The 19,024-nt window shown below is 70.8% G+C and carries 19 protein-coding genes; all 19 read right to left on the bottom strand.

The window, feature by feature from the left end; all coding sequences use genetic code 11:
• Positions 1–3: 3 nt before the first annotated feature.
• Positions 4–609 (bottom strand): Trp biosynthesis-associated membrane protein, encoded by a 606-nt coding sequence (locus KEC56_RS05650; RefSeq protein WP_175986295.1) that lies wholly within the window; start codon positions 607–609, stop codon positions 4–6.
• A complete protein-coding gene (hisI, locus tag KEC56_RS05645; protein ID WP_175986294.1) occupies positions 606–962 on the bottom strand; it encodes a phosphoribosyl-AMP cyclohydrolase in 357 nt (118 codons plus the stop codon). The genes KEC56_RS05650 and hisI overlap by 4 nt, the downstream gene beginning before the upstream one ends.
• Positions 959–1,720: an imidazole glycerol phosphate synthase subunit HisF gene (hisF, locus tag KEC56_RS05640; protein WP_175986293.1), complete on the bottom strand. Its 762-nt coding sequence runs from the start codon at positions 1,718–1,720 to the stop codon at positions 959–961. Before hisF ends, hisI begins: the two co-directional genes overlap by 4 nt.
• Before the next feature lie 14 nt (positions 1,721–1,734).
• Positions 1,735–2,574, bottom strand: a complete 840-nt coding sequence (gene hisG, locus KEC56_RS05635; protein ID WP_175986292.1) for an ATP phosphoribosyltransferase — start codon at positions 2,572–2,574, stop codon at positions 1,735–1,737.
• 37 nt (positions 2,575–2,611) lie between these two features.
• Positions 2,612–2,875 (bottom strand): phosphoribosyl-ATP diphosphatase, encoded by a 264-nt coding sequence (locus KEC56_RS05630; RefSeq protein ID WP_175986291.1) that lies wholly within the window; start codon positions 2,873–2,875, stop codon positions 2,612–2,614.
• The gene (rpe, locus tag KEC56_RS05625) at positions 2,872–3,552 is read right to left on the bottom strand and encodes a ribulose-phosphate 3-epimerase (RefSeq protein ID WP_227530196.1); all 681 of its coding nucleotides are present in this window, start codon (positions 3,550–3,552) and stop codon (positions 2,872–2,874) included. The genes KEC56_RS05630 and rpe overlap by 4 nt, the downstream gene beginning before the upstream one ends.
• Entirely contained in the window at positions 3,549–5,018 is a 1,470-nt protein-coding gene (locus KEC56_RS05620; RefSeq protein WP_227530195.1) for an RsmB/NOP family class I SAM-dependent RNA methyltransferase, read from the bottom strand. Before KEC56_RS05620 ends, rpe begins: the two co-directional genes overlap by 4 nt.
• Positions 5,015–5,935 carry a methionyl-tRNA formyltransferase gene (fmt, locus tag KEC56_RS05615; protein ID WP_227530194.1) on the bottom strand — a complete coding sequence of 307 codons (921 nt, stop codon included), beginning with the start codon at positions 5,933–5,935 and terminating at the stop codon, positions 5,015–5,017. Before fmt ends, KEC56_RS05620 begins: the two co-directional genes overlap by 4 nt.
• 51 nt (positions 5,936–5,986) lie before the next feature.
• On the bottom strand, positions 5,987–7,927 hold the full coding sequence (locus tag KEC56_RS05610) for a primosomal protein N' family DNA-binding protein (RefSeq protein WP_227530193.1): 1,941 nt from the start codon (positions 7,925–7,927) through the stop codon (positions 5,987–5,989).
• Positions 7,928–7,970: 43 nt separating this feature from the next.
• Positions 7,971–9,167 carry a methionine adenosyltransferase gene (metK, locus tag KEC56_RS05605; protein WP_227530192.1) on the bottom strand — a complete coding sequence of 399 codons (1,197 nt, stop codon included), beginning with the start codon at positions 9,165–9,167 and terminating at the stop codon, positions 7,971–7,973.
• Between the two features lie 14 nt (positions 9,168–9,181).
• Positions 9,182–9,439, bottom strand: a complete 258-nt coding sequence (rpoZ, locus tag KEC56_RS05600; RefSeq protein ID WP_033107065.1) for a DNA-directed RNA polymerase subunit omega — start codon at positions 9,437–9,439, stop codon at positions 9,182–9,184.
• Between the two features lie 66 nt (positions 9,440–9,505).
• Positions 9,506–10,411, bottom strand: coding sequence for a guanylate kinase (gene gmk / locus KEC56_RS05595; protein WP_227530191.1), 906 nt, complete (start codon positions 10,409–10,411; stop codon positions 9,506–9,508).
• Positions 10,404–11,249, bottom strand: coding sequence for an orotidine-5'-phosphate decarboxylase (pyrF, locus tag KEC56_RS05590; protein ID WP_227530190.1), 846 nt, complete (start codon positions 11,247–11,249; stop codon positions 10,404–10,406). The genes gmk and pyrF overlap by 8 nt, the downstream gene beginning before the upstream one ends.
• A complete protein-coding gene (gene carB, locus KEC56_RS05585) occupies positions 11,246–14,533 on the bottom strand; it encodes a carbamoyl-phosphate synthase large subunit (protein ID WP_227530189.1) in 3,288 nt (1,095 codons plus the stop codon). Before carB ends, pyrF begins: the two co-directional genes overlap by 4 nt.
• On the bottom strand, positions 14,533–15,669 hold the full coding sequence (carA, locus tag KEC56_RS05580; RefSeq protein WP_227530695.1) for a glutamine-hydrolyzing carbamoyl-phosphate synthase small subunit: 1,137 nt from the start codon (positions 15,667–15,669) through the stop codon (positions 14,533–14,535). Before carA ends, carB begins: the two co-directional genes overlap by 1 nt.
• A 26-nt stretch (positions 15,670–15,695) precedes the next feature.
• A complete protein-coding gene (locus KEC56_RS05575; protein WP_227530188.1) occupies positions 15,696–16,205 on the bottom strand; it encodes a PH-like domain-containing protein in 510 nt (169 codons plus the stop codon).
• On the bottom strand, positions 16,202–17,506 hold the full coding sequence (locus KEC56_RS05570; RefSeq protein WP_227530187.1) for a dihydroorotase: 1,305 nt from the start codon (positions 17,504–17,506) through the stop codon (positions 16,202–16,204). The genes KEC56_RS05575 and KEC56_RS05570 overlap by 4 nt, the downstream gene beginning before the upstream one ends.
• On the bottom strand, positions 17,503–18,468 hold the full coding sequence (locus KEC56_RS05565) for an aspartate carbamoyltransferase catalytic subunit (protein WP_175986281.1): 966 nt from the start codon (positions 18,466–18,468) through the stop codon (positions 17,503–17,505). Before KEC56_RS05565 ends, KEC56_RS05570 begins: the two co-directional genes overlap by 4 nt.
• Positions 18,465–18,995, bottom strand: a complete 531-nt coding sequence (pyrR, locus tag KEC56_RS05560) for a bifunctional pyr operon transcriptional regulator/uracil phosphoribosyltransferase PyrR (RefSeq protein ID WP_175986280.1) — start codon at positions 18,993–18,995, stop codon at positions 18,465–18,467. Before pyrR ends, KEC56_RS05565 begins: the two co-directional genes overlap by 4 nt.
• Between the last annotated feature and the right edge of the window lie 29 nt (positions 18,996–19,024).

Below are 19,024 nucleotides of genomic sequence, written 5' to 3'. Positions count from 1 at the left end.
GGGTCACCGCGTGGGGTCCGTGCCACGCGACAGGTCGTCCCAGGAATCGATCGCATCGACCGGTCCTTCGTGCTCCGCGTGCGGGGCGCCATCCGTGCGGTACTTGCGTCCGCCGGTGCGCCACCGGTGCGCGGTGGCGACGGCGAATCCGGCGGCGAAGATCAGGATGACCCAGCCGACCAGGGCGATGACCGGCCACGCGGACGGTTCGATCGACGCGATCGTGTCGGCCACGGCGGTGCCGCCGGCAAGACCGGTCGCCTGCGTGACCGTCGGTGCCACGGCGGAGAGCGGGGCGGCCACGAGGATCTCCGCGGTCCACCAGGCGAGCAGCACCCCGGCGGCCAGCGCCAGCACCGCGAGCACATGGCGCAGCACGCGGCCGACGAGCGCGAGCGCCGCGCCCAGGGCGAGGACCGCGAGGCTCAGCGGCGCGAGCAGAGGCATGGCATCGGCGCCGGCCACGACGATCGGGTCACCCGCGTCCGCACGGACCACGGTCAGCCACGTCTGCGTCGACGCGATGATCCCGACGCCTCCCGCGAGCAGCAGTCCCAGGACGCCGATGCTGCGCCCGCGGCGGGCGATGCTCTTCTCCTGCCCGGTCATCCGGTCACGCCGTCCACGGCTTCGAGGTCGGACGCATCGAAGCACGTGCGCGTGCCGGTGTGGCACGCGGGGCCGGTCTGGTCGACGAGCAGCAGGATGGCGTCGCCGTCGCAGTCGAGACGCGCCTCGCGGATGCGCTGGATGTTGCCGGATGTGTCGCCCTTGCGCCAGTACTCCTGGCGGGAGCGCGACCAGTACGTCACGCGCCCGGTCGTCAGCGTGCGGCGCAGCGCCTCGGCATCGACCCACGCGAGCATGAGGACCTCGCGCGTGTCCCACTGCTGCACGATCGCCGGGGCGAGGCCGTCCGCGTTCCACACGACCTGCGCGATCCGCGTCTCGACATCGCTCATCGGACCAGCACCCCCTCCGCACGCATCGCCTGTTTCACGTCGCCGACGGTGAGAGCTCCGGAGTGGAAGACGCTCGCGGCGAGCACAGCATCCGCTCCCGCCTTGATGGCCGGTGCGAAGTCGGAGACCGCCCCTGCTCCGCCGGAGGCGATTACCGGGACGGAGGACACCTCGCGCATGAGCCGGACGAGCTCGAGATCGAAGCCGTCGCGGGTGCCGTCGGCGTCGATCGAGTTCACCAGCAGCTCCCCCGCACCGCGCTCGATCGCCTCGCGCGCCCAATCCAGGGCGTCCAGTGTCGTCTCCGTGCGCCCACCGTGGGTCGTGACGACGAAGCCGGATGCCGTGGTGGGCGCCCGCTTGACATCGAGAGAGAGCACGAGCACCTGCGCCCCGAAGCGGTCGGCGATCTCGCCGATGAGGTCGGGACGTGCGATGGCGGCGGAGTTCACGCCGATCTTGTCGGCGCCGACGCCCTGCAGGCGCGCGACGTCTTCGACGCTGCGGATGCCGCCGCCGACGGTCAGCGGGACGAACACGTTCTCGGCCGTGCGCTGGACGACCTCGTACGTGGTCGAGCGGTCGTCGACCGTCGCGGTGACATCGAGGAATGTGATCTCGTCTGCGCCCTGCTGTGCGTAGAGCGCGGCGAGTTCGACGGGATCGCCCATGTCGCGGAGGTTCTCGAAGTTCACGCCCTTGACGACCCGCCCCGCGGCGACGTCGAGGCACGGGATGACGCGGCTGGTGAGAGTCACGGGAGCCGCCGCCGTCACAGTCTCGCGGCGTGGATGGCCGTGACCAGCAGCGCCCTGGCGCCGATGGCGTACAGATCGTCCATCACCTGGTTGATCCCCTTGCGGGGCAGCATGACGCGCACGGCGACCCACTCCGGGTCCTGCAGCGGCGAGATCGTCGGGGACTCGCGACCCGGTGCGATAGCCGCCGCCTGGTCGACGAGCTTCGCGGGCAGGTCGAAGTCGAGCAGCACGAACCGGCGAGCGACGATCACGCCGCGCAGCCGCCGCAGCAGTCGCTCGGTGCCCTCGGCGTCGCCGGGCCTGCTGATGAGCACGGCCTCGGACTCGATGATGACGGGGCCGAAGATCTCCAGGCCCGCCTGCCGGAGCGTGGTGCCGGTCTCGACGACGTCGGCGATCGCGTCGGCGACGCCGAGCCGCACGGCGGACTCGACCGCGCCGTCGAGCGGCACCAGGGTCGCCTCGACGCCGTTCTCGCGCAGGAACGCGTCGACCAGGCCGGGATAGGCGGACGCGACCCTGACACCTGCGAGATCCTGGATCGTCGAGAAGCGGCCGGCGGGGGCCGCGAAGCGGAACGTCGACTGGGCGAAGCCGAGGGCTTCGATCTCGCGGGCCGGCTGCGGCACGTCGCGCAGCAGGTCTCGGCCCGTGATGCCGACGTCGAGGGCGCCGGATGCCACGTAGGTGGCGATGTCGCGGGGGCGGAGGAAGAAGAACTCGACGTCGTTGGCGGCGTCGACGACGTGCAGGGTCTTGGAGTCGCGGCGGCCGGCGTATCCGGCCTCGGCGAGCATCTCGGCGGCGGTCTCGGCGAGCGAGCCCTTGTTGGGAACAGCGATGCGCAGCATGGGGGGCTTTCAGATCAGAGGAACGAGACGGAGCGCATCAGAGATGTCGGTACACGTCCTCGAGGCTCAGTCCCTTCGCGAGCATGAGGACCTGCAGGTGGTACAGCAGCTGCGAGATCTCCTCGGCTGCCTCGGCATCCGATTCGTACTCGGCCGCCATCCAGACCTCGGCGGCCTCCTCGACGATCTTCTTGCCGATCGTGTGCACACCGGCGTCGAGCTCGGCGACGGTGCCCGATCCCGCAGGACGGGTCTCGGCCTTGACGCTGAGCTCGGCGAACAGCTCGTCGAAAGTCTTCACGATTCCAGGCTAGCGGCTCGCGCGCGCTCCCGGAGCCGGGTGACGGCGGCCTCGATGTCGTCCGCCCCGTACACGGCGGAGCCCGCCACGAACGTGTCGGCGCCCGCCTCGGCGGCCTGCGAGATCGTGGCATCCGAGAGGCCGCCGTCGACCTGGAACCAGGTCGACGAACCGCGACGCCGCGCCTCGTCGACGAGCGCGCGCAGCTTCGGCATCGTCTCGGGCATGAAGCTCTGACCGCCGAACCCGGGCTCCACCGTCATCACGAGCACCTGGTCGAACTCGTCGAGGATCTCGTACAGGCTCTCCCCCGCCGTGCCGGGCTTGATGGCGACGCCGGCGCGGGCGCCGATCGACCGCAGTCGGCGCGCGAGCGCCACCGGTTCGGCGGCGGCCTCGAGGTGGAACGTGACGCTGGCGGCGCCCAGCTCGGCATAGCCGGGCGCCCAGTGGTCGGGGTCGGTGATCATCAGGTGCACGTCCAGCGGGATGGGGCTGGTGGCCTGCATGCGCTCGACCATCTGCGGGCCGAACGTGAGGTTCGGGACGAAGTGGTTGTCCATGACGTCGACATGAGCGAAATCGGCGGTCGCGATCCGCGCGAGATCGCGCTGCATGTTCACGAAGTCGGCGGACAGGACGCTGGGGTTGATGCGCGGTGCTGACGGAAGACTCACTGATCTTCTCCCTTCGGGGTGCGCTGCAGGAGCGCGAGGAACATGGCGTCGGTGCCATGGCGGTGCGGCCACAGCTGCACCCGTCCGGTGCCGTCCGAGCCGAGGTCGATCGGGCTGCGGGCGACGGAAGCGAGCACGGCAGCGGCATCCAGTTCGGTCACGTCGTCACGGGTGCGCAGCACCTCGGCGACGACGCCGGTCGTCTCAGCGAGGTGCGGCGAGCACGTGACATAGGCGACGATGCCGCCGGGCACCACGGCGTCGAGGGCCCCGGCAAGGAGCTCGGTCTGCAGGCCGGTCAGCTCGGCCACATCGGCGGGCGACTTCCGCCACCGGGCCTCGGGGCGCCGGCGCAGGGCTCCGAGGCCCGTGCACGGCGCATCGACGAGGATGCGGTCGAACCGGCTCGGGTTCGCGGCGGTGAGCTCGCGGCCGTCCTGCTCGTGGACGACGACGTCGCCGGGCACGGCCTTCAGCGCGCCCCGGACGAGCCCGGCGCGCGCCGGGACGACCTCGTTGGCCTCGAGGGCCACGCCGTTCTGCTGCGCGATCGCGGCCAGCAGCGCCGTCTTGCCGCCGGGTCCGGCGCACAGGTCGAGCCACCGCTCCCCCGTCTCGATCGGCCGGGCCGCCGCCAGAGCGAGGGCGACGAGCTGCGAGCCCTCGTCCTGCACGCGGACCGTGCCGCCGGAGGCACTGATGACGGCGTGCGGGTCTCCCCCGGGCGAGGCGAAGGCCGTCGGCGCGTAGGGGCGGCGCGGCTCCCCCGCCTCGGCGAGGCCGGGCAGGGCGACCAGGGTCACTTCGGGAGAGGCGTTGTCCGCATCCAGCAGGTCTTCGAGCTCGTCCGCGCGCCCCTCGGCCGTGAGCGCCCGACGGAGTGCGCGGATGATCCACACCGGGTGGGCGGTGCGCAGGCCGAGGCGCTCGTCGTCGGAGCGCGCACCCGCCTCGATCCGCTCCTGCCACTGACCCGGCGTGTCTCGCGAGATACGCCGGAGCACGGCGTTCGCGAAGCCCGCAGGGCCTCTGCCGACGGCGCCGGCCACGAGGTTCACGGATTCGTTGACGGCCGCGTGGGAGGCGACGCGGGTCGCGAGCAGTTGATGCGCTGCGAGCCGTAGGGCATCGAGCACCGCCGGGTCGATGTCGGAGACCGGTCGTCCCGCAGCCTCCGAGATCACGGCGTCGTAGGTTCCACGACGGCGCAGCGCGCCGTACGTGAGCTCCGTCGCCAGCGCCGCATCCTGCGGGCTGAGGCCGGCCTCGGCGATCGCGGACGGCAGCAGCAGGTTGGCGTAGGCATCGGAGTCGCTCACGGCCCGCAGGACGTCGTACGCGACGCGCCTGGCCGGCTGCACGCGCCTGGCCGACTGCACCAGGCGGGGCGGCTGCCCCTGCCGGGTGCGCGAGCCCTGCTCGCCGTCCTGTCGACGACGCGGGCGCCGATCCTGCGGCGCGCTCATGCGCCCGCTCGCACGGCGTCGTCGGCGCGCAGCCCGCGCCACCAGTCCGTTGCGCTCATGGCGGCCTTCCCGGCCGGCTGCACACGCGTCACGGCGAGCGGCCTGGTCGCAGTGCCGATGAGGACGGCATGCTTCGTTGCGGTGATCCGGCCGGGGTCCAGTGCGTCGGCTTCTGCCGCCGGGGCGGCCTCGAGCACCTTCACGCGAAGACCGCCGATGGTCGTGTGCGCGCCGGGTTCGGGGGTGACGCCGCGGAAGCGGGAATACACCGCCTCGAGCGGCAGGTGCCAGTCCAACGCCCCGTCATCGATCGTGAGCTTCGGCGCGGTCGTCGGTACGCCCTCCTGAGGCACGGCGCGCGCCGTGCCGTCGGCGATGCCGGCCACGACCTCGGCGGTGAGGGCCGCACCGTCTTCGGCGAGCACGTGCAGGGCGACGTCGGCCGTGGCGTCTGCCGGGATATCGACCGTCCGCATCGCGAACACGTCACCGGCGTCCAGCGCGGGGACGAGCTGGAACACGCTGGCGCCGAGCTCGGCGTCGCCGGCGATGAGCGCGCGCTGCACCGGAGCCGCGCCCCGCCACTGCGGCAGGAGTGAGAAGTGCAGGTTGATCCAGCCGTGCGCCGGAGTCTGGAGCAGCGGTTCGCGCACCAGCCCGCCGTAGGCGACGATCACGCCGAGCTCGGGGCGCAGAGCGGCGATCCGTGAGGTGACGTCATCGTCGAGACGCGCGGCCTTGATGACGGGCAGGCCCAGGTCGTCTGCGACCTGGGCGACCGGCGACGGCGTGAGCACGCGCTTGCGGCCGAGCGGCGCATCGGGGCGCGTGATAACGGCCGCGATGTCGTGGGAGCCGGCGAGGGCGCGCAGGGTGGGAATGGCGGCCGCCGGTGTGCCGGCGAAGACGAGTCGCATGAAGGTGCTCCGGAAGGATGGGTTCTCACGTGGGGTGGATCGCCACGGCGATCACAGCTCGGGATCGAGCATATCGAGGCGCACCGAGAGCGGCACGCGGTTGCTCTGACCGCGTCCGCGTCGTCGCTTGACCGCCTCCGCGACGACGGCGGCGCGCAGCGTCGTCGCCACGGACGGGCCCGCGGCGTACTCGAACCTCACGAGGGCGCGTACGCGGCCGTCCTCGCCCTCGACGGGCACGGGACCGAGCACGGCATCGGTCGGCAGGGGCAATCTGCGCAGATCCTCGAGTGCGCGCGCCACGGATGCCGGTACGCCTTCGACGAGGGCGACGCGGGTCGCGGGCGGCAGGTGCAGGGGTGCTCTGCTCTCGAGCTCGGAACGCGCGTACGCCGGTTGCGTCCACGTCGCCAGAGCCCGTCCGACGGGTCCGTCGACGCCGACGAGGTGGATCGGGGCCCCGGGAGCTGCGAGGGCGGCCGCATTCGACCACCACCGCAGGCAGGATTCGCCGATCCGCAGGTCGGGCGCCTGCAGCATGCGCGAGCCGTCCAGCAGCAGCACAGCCCGGTATCCGCCCGCGGCGATCGGCTCCGCCCCGCGGGTGGCGATGACGAGGGCGGGCTTGTCGGAGACGTGCTCCACGGGGTGCGCGCCATCGGCGACGATCACGCGTACGCCGGGGAACGCCCGGCCGAGCTCATCGGCGGTGCGCTCGCTGCCGGATGCCGCCAGGCGCAGCTGCGTGGAGGAGCAGGACGGGCAATGCCAGGCGAGCCCCGCGCGGCCGCACCACCCGCACACCGGCACCGCGCCGCGATGCGACGCCCCCAGCGGGCCGCCGCAATGGGCGCAGCGGGCCGGTGCCCGGCAGTCCGCGCACACCAGCGTCGGTGCGAAGCCGGGACGCGCGACCTGGACGAGGACAGGTCCCTCCGCGATCGCGGCTCGAGCCGCGGTGAAGGCGCCGGAGTGCACGCGCTGAGCCGGCTGCTCCATCTCCTGCGGGCTGCTCAGCACGATGCGCGGCGTCACCCGCCGCTCGGCGCGGACATCGGCGAGCCAGCCGCGCTGCACGAGGCGCTCGACATCGCTCGTGCGCGTGTGCCCGGCGAACAGCAGCGCCGATCCCTCCTGCTCCTGGCGGACGAGCACGGCGTCCCGCGCGTGCACGTACGGGGCGAGCGGTTCGCTGTAGAGCGGGTCGCCGTCGTCCCAGACGGCGACGAGTCCGGCCTGCACCGGCGCGTACACGGCGGACCGGTTGCCGACGACGATGCACGGCGCGTCCTCGAGCGTGCGCAGGAACCCCCGGTATCGCTCGGGATTGGTCTGCCGGGAGTCGTGGCGGACGATCGCGTCTTCGGGGACGAAGTCCGAAAGCGCCGTCAGCAGCCGGTCGAGGTCGCGGTGATCGGGTACCGCGAGGATGACGGATGCGCCGGATGCCAGCACCGCGGACGCCGCGGCCGAGAGCAGGCGGGCCCACGGCAGCGCGTCGCCTGTGACCCCGGGTACAGCCTCGACCGCACCGCGGCCGCGTTCGTCGAGCAGCGCTGCGAGTCCGGCGTACTCGGCGAGGACCGCATCCGCCCGCTCGCGTGCCTCATCGGACGGCGTCCCGGCGACGGCATCCGCCTTCCACGCCTTCTCGACGCGGACCTGACGCTTGGGGATGACCAGGCGCAGAACGTCGGATGCCGAACCGGCCGCGCGATCCGCGACGCGGCGCGCCAGCCGGTACAGGCGCTCGGGGAGCACGGGAACCGTTGAAACCACGCTCTCGACGGTGGACAGCGCGCGTTCGGTGTCGCTCTCGGTGTCCAGTTCGACGACGAACGCGTCGACCATGCGGCCGGCTGTGCGCAGCGGCACGCGGACGCGGGCACCGATGGGCACCTCGCCGAGCTCGTCCAGGAGGACGTAGTCGAACAGGCGATCGAGCTGCGGCAGCGGCGAGTCGAGCAGCACCCTCGCGATTCGCCGGCTCACCGCAGCCCCTGGTGCCGGTGCGTGCGCTCCCCGCGCTCGAGCATTACAGCCCCGCGGCGCGGCGCAGGTCGGAGGCTCTGTCCGTGCGCTCCCAGGTGAACTCGGGCAGTTCGCGGCCGAAGTGACCGTACGCGGCCGTCTGACGGTAGATCGGACGCAGCAGATCGAGCTCTTCGATGATCGCCTGCGGCCGCAGGTCGAAGACTTCGCGGATCGCATTCGTGATCACCTCGTCCGACACCTTGCCGGTGCCGAACGTCTCGACGTAGAGCCCGACGGGCCGCGCGACGCCGATGGCGTAGGCGACCTGCACCTCGAGCCGATCGGCGAGACCTGCGGCCACCGCGTTCTTGGCCACCCAGCGCATGGCGTAGGCGCCGGAGCGGTCGACCTTCGACGGGTCCTTGCCGCTGAACGCGCCGCCGCCGTGACGGGCGGCTCCCCCGTAGGTGTCGATGATGATCTTGCGGCCCGTGAGACCGGCATCCCCCTTCGGACCGCCCGTGACGAAGGGCCCGGCGGGGTTGATGAAGTAGCGGTCGGACGACGGCATCTCGAGTCCGGTGTTCTCGAGCACAGGATCGATCACGAGTCGCCGGACCTGCTCCTTGAGCTCGTCCTGCGAGATGTCGGGGTGATGCTGCGTCGAGAGCACGACTGCGTCGATCGTCTTCGGCATGAAGCCCTCGTAGCCGAGTGTGACCTGGGTCTTGCCGTCGGGGCGCAGGAACCCGAGCTCACCGGAGCGACGCACCTCGGTGAGACGCTCGGCGATGCGGTGCGCCGTGTGGCCGGCCATCGGCATGAGCTCGGGCGTCTCGACCGTCGCGAACCCGAACATGATGCCCTGGTCGCCGGCACCGAGGCCGTCCAGGGCGTCGCTGGACGATCCGTCGCGGTGCTCCTGTGCGAGGTCGACGCCGTGCGCGATGTCGCTGGACTGCTCCCCCACCGAGACGCTCACGCCGCACGAGTCGCCGTCGAAGCCGGTCTCGCTCGAGGTGTAGCCGATGCCGCTCACGACCTCGCGGACGATGGTCGGGATGTCGACGTACGCCTCGGTGCGGATCTCGCCCGCGACGTGCACGAGCCCGGTGGTGACGAGCGTCTCCACCGCGACGCGCGACGCCGGGTCCTTGGCGATCAGTCCGTCGAGGATGCTGTCCGAGATCTGGTCGCAGATCTTGTCGGGGTGCCCCTCGGTGACGGATTCAGACGTGAAAAGGCGCAGCGCGCTCATCGAGGAGGGCGCCTTCACTCAGCGTGGCGAAGGCGCAGCTTGTCCTCGTTGATCTCGTGCAGCGCGATGGTCAGCGGCTTGTCCTCGACGGACGAGTCGACGAGAGGGCCCACGTTGTCGAACAGGTTGCCCTCGTGGAGGTCTGCGTAGTAGTCGTTGATCTGGCGCGCGCGCTTGGACGCGTAGATGACCAGCTCGTACTTCGACTCGACGCGGTCGAGCAGGTTGTCGATGGGCGGGTCGATGATGCCCTTGGTGTGGTGTCCGGCCATGGTGGGACCTCCAGATCAGGCGACGGGTTCGTCGCGAAAGTCGAATCGGCGGGCGCGCGCGAGCGATCAGCGCGCTGGTGCCTCAGACAATTCTACGACCTCGCGCGCGGCGGCGGCGACATCCTCGTTCACGATGCGGTAATCGAACTCGCTCTGAGCGGCCAGTTCGACCTTCGCCGTGCGCAGGCGACGGGCGCGCTCCTCCTCGTTCTCCGTGCCCCGGCCGACGAGTCGGTGCACCAGCTCGTCCCAGGTCGGCGGCAGGAGGAAGATCAGCGTCGCCGAGGGTTCCGCGGCGCGCACCTGGCGCGCCCCCTGCAGATCGATTTCGAGGAGCACCGTCCGGCCCTCGGCGAGGGCGGCGTCGATGGGTGCACGCGGCGTGCCGTAGCGCGACTTGTTGTGCACGACGGCGTACTCCAGGAGCTCGCCTTCCGCGATGAGCCGGTCGAACTCGGCGTCGTCGACGAAGTAGTAGTGCACGCCGTCGATCTCGCCGGGGCGCGGTGCGCGGGTCGTCGCCGACACCGACAGGTGGATCTCGGGGTGATTCTCGCGGATGTGCGCGGCGACCGTGCCCTTGCCCACGGCCGTGGGTCCGGCCAGAACGAGCAGCCGGCTGCGCCCCGTGCGCGGCTCCGGTGCGGGGAAACGCTCGTCCAGCCAGTGCAGGAGGCTGGCTCGCTGGCGCACGCCGAGCCCGCCCAGTCGCTTCACCGGCGAGATGTCGAGCTCCGTGAGGATCCGGTCGCGCTTGCCGACGCCGATCGCCGGGAGGGCGAGGAGGAAGTCGGTCACCCGCATGGAGCCGGCGACGGAGTCCGCATCGGCGAAGGCCAGCTCGGCGACCGCCTGCGGCGTCGTGACCCGCATGCCGAGGTCGCGCTTGAGGGATGCTCGGGCCTGACGGCGTTCGACCGCCCTGCGCGCGGCGGCCGCGCGGTCGACCTCGGGGACGCTGCGCTCAGGCATCGGCCCTCCTGCGGTATTCGTCGACGCGGGCGTCGATCGCTGCGGCGATGCCGGCGGGACCCGCCTGGAGGATGCTGCGGCTCTCGGATGCGATGACCAGCGGTGCGCTCGTGCCGAAGCGAGAGACGAGGTCGTCGGGTCCCGCACCCTGCGCGCCGAATCCTGGTGCCAGGATCGGGGCCGGCGGCGTGAACGGCGACAGACCCGCGTGCGCCCAGTCGACGGTGGCGCCGATGACGAGGCCGAGGCTCGCCCACTCCCCCTCGGCCGTTGTGCCCGCGTTGCGAGCGCTGACCTCGGCCACGACGGCGGCGGAGATCGTGTTGCCGGACCCGGAACGGGCGCGCTGTACCGTGCCGGCATCCGGGTTGCTCGTCGCGGCGAGGACGAATGCGCCCTTTCCGTGCTCCTCCGCCAGCGCGAACGTGCTCTCCAGCGCGCCGACGCCGAGATACGGGTTGACCGTCACGGCGTCTGCTTCGAGCGGCGAACCGGGCGTGAGCCAGGCCTCGGCGTACGCGTCCATCGTGGTGCCGATGTCGCCGCGCTTGGCGTCCGCGATCACGAGGAGTCCGGCATCCCGTGCCGCCCGCAGAACGTCCTCGAGGGCGGCGAAGCCGGCCGATCCGAAGCGCTCGAAGAACGACACCTGCGGCTTGACGACGCCGACGCGGTCGGCCGCGGCATCCACCGCGCGTAGTCCGAACGCGCGCGCGCCGGCGGCGGTGTCGCCGACGCCCCACGCCGACAGGAGTGCCGCATGCGGGTCGATGCCGACGCACAGCGGACCGCGCGCGGCCAGCGCCGCACGGGTCCGCTCTCCGAAGCTCGCTGTCACAGCGCCGCCTGACGGTCGAGCGCGTACTCCTGCAGGCTCCTGACCTCGAAGCCCTCATCGGCGGCATCCATTCCGCTCACGGCGGCGCCGAGCACCGCCATGGTCGTGAACAGGGCCTTGTCGGCCGCGACGGCCGCGGCGCGGATCTCGTAGCCGTCGGCGCGTGCAGCACCGCCGGAGGGCGTGTTCACCACGATGTCGATCCGGCCGTCGTTGATGAGGTCGACGATGTTCTCGCCGCCCGACGACTGCGTCTCGCTGAACTTCGAGACGACCGTCACAGGGATGCCGTTGCGGGAGAGGATCTCGGCCGTGCCCTCGGTCGCCACCAGCGTGAAGCCGAGCTGCTGCAGGCGGTGCGCCGGCAGGATCACGGCGCGCTTGTCGGCATCGGCGACCGAGATGAACACGGTGCCCGAGGTCGGCATGCCGCCGTAGGCCGCGGCCTGGCTCTTCGCGAACGCTGTCGGGAAGTCCTTGTCGATGCCCATGACCTCGCCGGTCGAGCGCATCTCCGGGCCGAGGACCGAGTCGACGATCTTGCCGTCCTTGGTGCGGAACCGCTTGAACGGGAGCACGGCCTCCTTGACGGAAACGGGCGCGTCCATCGGCACCCGCGATCCGTCGGCGGCGGGGAGCAGCCCCTCGGTCTTGAGCTCGGCGATCGTGGCGCCGGCCATGATGCGGCTGGCGGCCTTCGCCATCGGGATGCCCAGGGCCTTCGACACGAACGGCACCGTGCGACTGGCGCGCGGGTTGGCCTCGATCACGTAGAGCACGCCGGCGCTGATCGCGAACTGCACGTTCAGCAGGCCCCGCACGCCCACGCCCTCGGCGATCGCCAGGGTCGCCTCGCGGACCCGGTCGACGTCGCTGCGGCCGAGCGAGACCGGCGGCAGGGTGCAGCTGGAGTCGCCGGAGTGGATGCCGGCCTCTTCGAGATGCTCCATGACGCCGCCGATGTACAGCTCGGTGCCGTCGTACAGCGTATCGACGTCCAGCTCGATCGCGTCATCGAGGAAGCGGTCGACGAGCAGCGGCGTGCCAGGACCGACGATGACCTCGCCGGCGGTGCGCACGAAGTAGTCGCGCAGGCTCGGGGTGTCGTAGACGATCTCCATGCCGCGCCCGCCGAGGACGAAGCTCGGGCGGACGAGCACCGGGTACCCGATGTCCTCCGCGATCGCGACGGCGCCCTCGACATCGATCGCCGTGCCGTGTCGGGGTGCCACGAGGCCGGCCGAGGCGAGCAGCTGCGAGAACAGCTCGCGCTCCTCGGCGATGTCGATGGCTGCCGGGCTCGTGCCGAGCACCGTGTAGCCGGCCGCCTCGATGCCCTTGGCGAGTCCGAGCGGGGTCTGACCGCCCAGCTGGCAGACGACGCCGAGGATGGTTCCGCTGGCGGCCTCCGCGTCGAGCACCTCGAGCACGTCCTCGAGCGTCAGCGGCTCGAAGTACAGGCGGTCAGAGGTGTCGTAGTCGGTGGACACCGTCTCGGGGTTGCAGTTGACCATGACGGTCTCGTACCCGGCATCCGACAGTGCGAACGACGCGTGCACGCACGAGTAGTCGAACTCGACGCCCTGCCCGATGCGGTTGGGGCCCGAGCCGATGATGACGACCTTGGTGCGCTCTGACGGCGACACCTCGGTCTCGAAGTCGTAGCTCGAGTAGTGGTACGGGGTCAGCGCCGGGAACTCGCCCGCGCACGTGTCCACCGTCTTGTAGACCGGGCGGATGCCCAGCGCGTGCCGGACGCCGCGGATCTCCGCCTCGTCCTCGCCCCGGAGCTGCGCGATCTGCGCGTCGGAGAAGCCGTGCTCCTTGGCGTAGCGCAGCACGTCGGCGCTGAGTTCCTCGGCGGCGCGGACCGTCTCTGCGACCTCGTTGATCAGCACGATCTGGTCGAGGAACCACGGGTCGATCGCCGTGGCCTCGAAGGCCTGCTCGATCGTCGCGCCCTTGCGCAGCGCCTGCTGCAGCGTGACGATGCGGCCGTCTGTCGGGGTCTTCGAGATCTCGAGCAGCTCGTCGACGCTCCGGGTCTCCTCGCCCCAGTGGAAGCTCGAACCGCGCTTCTCGAGCGAGCGGAGCGCCTTCTGCAGCGCGGTGGCGTAGTTGCGGCCGATCGCCATGGCTTCGCCGACGGACTTCATGGTGGTCGTGAGCGTGGCATCCGCCGCGGGGAACTTCTCGAAGGCGAAGCGGGGCACCTTGACCACGACGTAGTCGAGGGTCGGCTCGAAGCTCGCCGGCGTCACGCCCGTGATGTCGTTCGGGATCTCGTCGAGACGGTAGCCGAGTGCGAGCTTGGCGGCGAGCTTGGCGATCGGGAAGCCGGTGGCCTTCGACGCCAGCGCCGAGGACCGAGAGACGCGCGGGTTCATCTCGATGACGATGATGCGACCGTTCTCGGGGTTGACTGCGAACTGGATGTTGCATCCGCCGGTGTCCACGCCGACGGCGCGGATGATGTCGATGCCGATGTCGCGCATCTTCTGGTACTCGCGGTCGGTCAGCGTGAGCGCCGGTGCGACCGTGATCGAGTCGCCGGTGTGCACGCCGACGGGGTCCACGTTCTCGATGGAGCAGACGACGACCGTGTTGTCGGCCGTGTCGCGCATGAGCTCGAGCTCGTACTCCTTCCACCCGAGGATCGACTCCTCGAGCAGCACCTCGTTCGTCGGCGAGTCGTGGAGGCCAGCGCCGCCGATGCGACGGAGGTCCTCCTCGTCGTAGGCGAAGCCGGATCCGAGCCCGCCCATGGTGAAGCTCGGGCGGACGACGAGCGGGTAGCCGAGCTTCTCGGCGCCCGCGAGCAGCTCGTCCATGCTGTGGCAGATGACGGATGCCGCGACATCCGCTCCCGCTTCGAGGACGAGCTCCTTGAAGATCTGGCGGTCCTCGCCCTTCTCGATCGCCTCGACCTTCGCGCCGATGAGCTCGACGTCGTACTTGGCGAGGATGCCCTGCTTGTCGAGGGCCATCGCCGCGTTCAGCGCGGTCTGACCGCCCAGGGTCGGCAGGATCGCGTCGGGCTTCTCCTTGGCGATGATCGTCTCGATGACCTCGGGGGTGATCGGCTCGATGTAGGTCGCGTCGGCGAAGTCCGGGTCGGTCATGATCGTGGCCGGGTTGGAGTTGACGAGGATGACGCGAACGCCCTCCTCGCGGAGCACACGGCACGCCTGGGTGCCGGAGTAGTCGAACTCGCAGGCCTGACCGATGACGATCGGGCCCGACCCGATGACGAGGACGGAGTTGATGTCGTCGCGCTTCGGCATTACTTGGTGTCTCCCTGCTGTGCGACGACCATGTCCTTGAACCGGTCGAAGAGGTAGTTTGCGTCGTGGGGTCCGGCGGCGGCTTCGGGGTGGTACTGCACCGAGAAGGCCGGGATGTCGAGGGCGCGAAGTCCCTCGACGACGTTGTCGTTGAGGCCCACGTGGCTGACCTCGACCTTGCCGTATCCGTTGGGGCTGTCGAACGCGCCTTCCAGCGGCGCGTCGACGGCGAAGCCGTGGTTGTGAGCCGTGATCTCGACCTTGCCCGTGCTCTTGTCGAGCACGGGCTGGTTGATGCCGCGGTGACCGAACGGCAGCTTGTAGGTGCCAAGGCCCAGGGCGCGCCCGAGCAGCTGGTTGCCGAAGCAGATGCCGAAGAACGGCAGCCCCTCGTCGAGGACGGCGCGCAGGAGCGCGACGTGGTCGCCGGACGCCGCCGGGTCGCCGGGGCCGTTCGAGTAGAACACCGCGACAGGGTCGACCGCCCGGATGTCGTCGATCGTCGACGTCTGCGGCAGGACGTGCACATCGAACCCGCGAGCGGCGAGGTTGTCGATCGTGGCCTGCTTGACGCCGAGGTCGAGGACGGCGAGGTTGCCGATGCGCTCCCCGATCGCCGTGGTGATGGTCGCGACGTCGACCGACACCTGCGAGGAGAGGTTCTGCCCTGCCATCTGCGGCGCCTCGACGACCTGCCGCAGCTGCTCCTCGGGGTCGAGGTCTGCATCGGCGCCCGAGAAGATGCCACCGCGCATGGAGCCCGCGGAGCGGATATGCCTGGTGACCGCGCGGGTGTCGATGCCGCTGATGCCGACGATGCCGTCGCGGACGAGGGCCTCGTCGAGCGATGCGTTGGCCCGCCAGTTCGACACGACCCGCGAAGGGTCGCGGACGATGTAGCCGGCCACCCAGATGCGTCGGGACTCAGGGTCCTCGTCGTTCATGCCGGTGTTGCCGATGTGCGGCGCGGTCTGCAGCAGGATCTGGCCGGCGTAGGACGGGTCGGTGATCGTCTCCTGGTAGCCGGACATGCCGGTCGCGAAGACGACTTCGCCGAGCGTGGTCCCCTCGGCGCCGTACGCGCGGCCGGTGTGACGGGTGCCGTCTTCGAGGACGAGGACGGCCGGGGCCGGCATCCGGCGCGCTGTGCTGTTCGAGCTGGTCAAGACGTGGCTCCTGTGTGGTTGGCGGGGATGACCCGCTGAATCTCTGAGATGAGGGTGTCCGGCGCCCCGGAGGTGGACCGCAGATAGGAGTCGACGATGGTGTCGGCATCCACGTTCCAGGACAGGCGGACGAGACCGCCGGGTTCGACGACCCGGTCGATCGTGACGGTGGCGCGGTCGACGCCGACGAGCTTGTCCTTCGACAGGAACACCGTGGGCGCCCCGTCGAGGCACAGCGCCGCTCCGCGGTCGGTGACGGCGAGCTCGCCGCGTGCGCGGTACGCGAGCGGCGCGATCGCCAGTCGCTCGAGCGGCTCGTCATGGCGCGTCGTCGACACGTACAGCACCTCGTGCCGGCTGAGGACCTCGGCGTGCTCGGGCACGCCCAGCGGCGCGGTGTAGACCGCGTCGCGCCGCATTCGTCGTCGCCAGGCGAAGACCATCGACAGCAGGATCAGAACGGCGACGCCGATCGTTATCGCGACGGCGAGGTCGCGCATGCTCATCGGACCAGCTCCTCTGCGACGGCGCCTTCGGCGAGGGTGACGACGCCGTTGTGGATCGTCCACTCCACGCGGCCGGGCAGCTCACGGCCCAGGTACGGCGAGTTCTCGCTGCGGCCGTGCAGATCGGCCTGGGTGAACGTGCCGGCGACGGCGGAGTCGTACAGCGTGATGTTCGCCGGACGGCCGACCTCGAGGGGCTCACCGTGCCCGTCGAGCATCCCGATGCGCGCCGGGGCCGAACTCATCACGCGTGCGACGTCGTCCCACTCGAGCAGCCCCGTCTGCACCATCGACTGGTGCACGACGCGCAGGGCGCTCTCGAGCCCCACCATGCCGTTCGCGGCTGCCTGCCACTCGCACGCCTTGCTCTCGCCCGGGTGCGGGGCGTGGTCGGTGGCGACGATGTCGATCGTGCCGTCCGCGAGGCCCTCGCGCACGGCCAGGACGTCTTCCTCGCGGCGCAACGGAGGGTTGACCTTGTAGCGGGCGTCGTAGCCGCGGACGAGCTCGTCGGTCAGGAGCAGGTGATGCGGGGTGACCTCGGCGGTCACCTGGATGCCGCGCTTCTTGGCCCATCGGATGATGTCGACCGAGCCTGCCGTGGAGAGGTGGCACACGTGCAGACGGGAGCCGACGTGCTCGGCGAGGAGCACGTCTCTGGCGATGATCGACTCCTCTGCGACGGCGGGCCAGCCGGCGAGGCCGAGTTCGGCCGAGACGACGCCCTCGTTCATCTGCGCGTCCTCGGTCAGGCGCGGGTCCTGCGCGTGCTGCGCGATGACGCCGCCGAAGGACTTCACGTACTCGAGCGCACGGCGCATGATCAGCGGATCGAACACGCAGAACCCGTCGTCGCTGAACACCCGGACCTTCGCTCGGGACCCGGCCATGGCGCCGAGCTCGGCCAGGCGCTCGCCCTTCTGCCCCACCGTGACCGCACCGATCGGCTGGACGGTGGCGTAGCCGGCGGCCTCGGCGAGGGCGAGCTCCTGCTCGACGACGCCGGCCGAGTCGGCGACCGGAGAGGTGTTCGGCATGGCGAAGACGGCGGTGAAGCCGCCGGCCGCCGCAGCACGGGTACCGGTGAGGATCGTCTCTGATGCCTCGTATCCGGGTTCGCGCAGGTGGGTGTGCAGGTCCACGAGGCCGGGAAGCGCGACGAGTCCGTCGGCGTCGATCACGCGGGCGCCGTCACGGCTGAGTCCCGTGCCGATCCCGGTGATGACTCCGTCTTCGACGAGGATGTCGGCGCCGCCGGCGCCCAGGACACTGGCTCCTGCGATCAAGAGGGTCTCTGTCACAGGTCTCTCCCTCGTTCGTCGTCTCGTTCTCCTGCCAGCAGCAGGTACAGCACGGCCATCCGCACGGACACGCCGTTCGCGACCTGCTCGAGCACCGTCGAACGCGGCGAATCCGCCGCCTCCGATGAGATCTCGAGGCCGCGGTTCATGGGTCCGGGGTGCATCACAATGCTATCGCCCGGAAGCGCCGCCGCGCGCACGGCGTCGAGCCCCCAGGTGCGGGAATACTCCCGCTCACTCGGGAAATACGCCGCGTTCATGCGTTCGAGCTGGATGCGCAGCATCATCACGGCGTCCGGGCCCTCTGCGAGCGCCTCGTCGAGCGAGTAGAGCACGCGCACCGGCCACGCCGACACGTTCTGCGGGACCAGCGTCGGGGGCGACACGAGCGTGACATCGGCGCCGAGCGTCGTGAGCAGCCAGACGTTCGAGCGGGCGACCCGCGAGTGCAGCACATCGCCGACGATCACGACGCGGACGCCGGCGAGGTCGCGGCCCCGGCTGGCTGCACCGTAGCGGCGCTTGCGGATCGTGAAGGCGTCGAGAAGCGCCTGGGTCGGGTGCTCGTGCGTCCCGTCTCCGGCGTTGACCACACCGGCCGAGATCCAGCCACTCGTGGCGAGAGTGCGCGGCGCGCCGGATGCCGCATGGCGGATGACGACGGCATCCGCCCCCATCGCCTGGAGCGTCTGGGCGGTGTCCTTCAGGCTCTCGCCCTTCGAGACGCTCGATCCCTTCGCGGCGAAGTTGATGACGTCGGCCGAGAGCCGCTTGGCCGCGGCCTCGAACGAGATGCGCGTGCGCGTGGAGTCCTCGAAGAACAGGTTGACCACGGTCTTGCCGCGCAGCGTCGGCAGCTTCTTGATCTCGCGCGACTGCGTGTCCGCCATGTCCTCGGCGACGTCGAGGATGCGCAGGGCCGCTGCCCGCTCGAGGCTGTGAGTGTCGAGGAGGTGCCTCATGCTCCGATCGTCACCTCGTCCGCGCCGTCGTTCTCCGTCAGGCGCACGTTGACGCGCTCCGTCCTGGCGGAGGGGATGTTCTTGCCGACGAAGTCCGGGCGGATCGGCAGTTCGCGGTGGCCGCGGTCGACGAGGATCGCGAGGCGCACGATCGCGGGGCGTCCGATCGACCCGAGCGCGTCGAGGGCGGCGCGGATGCTGCGTCCCGAGAAGAGCACGTCGTCCACGAGCACGACGGTCTTGCCGTCGATGCCGCCCGCGGGGATCTCGGTGGGCTGCGGGGACCGCGTCGGGTGCTTGGCGAGGTCGTCGCGGTACATCGTGACATCGAGCGATCCGACGGGCACGGCGGTGCCGGTGATCTGTTCGATCAGCGCGCCGAGGCGCTGCGCGAGGGCGACGCCGCGCGTGGGGATCCCCAGCAGCACCAGGTCAGCCGCACCCTTGTTGGATTCGAGGATCTCATGGGCGATGCGGGTCAGAGCCCGCGAGATATCGGCTTGCTGCAGCACAGTGCGTGCGCTCATCAGCCGCTCCCTTCTCCGCCTCTCCGGAC

Origin of the sequence: Microbacterium tenebrionis, from assembly GCF_020682665.1 — a bacterium.
Taxonomy (GTDB): domain Bacteria; phylum Actinomycetota; class Actinomycetes; order Actinomycetales; family Microbacteriaceae; genus Microbacterium; species Microbacterium tenebrionis.
This window is presented reverse-complemented; position numbering and strand designations above follow the sequence as displayed.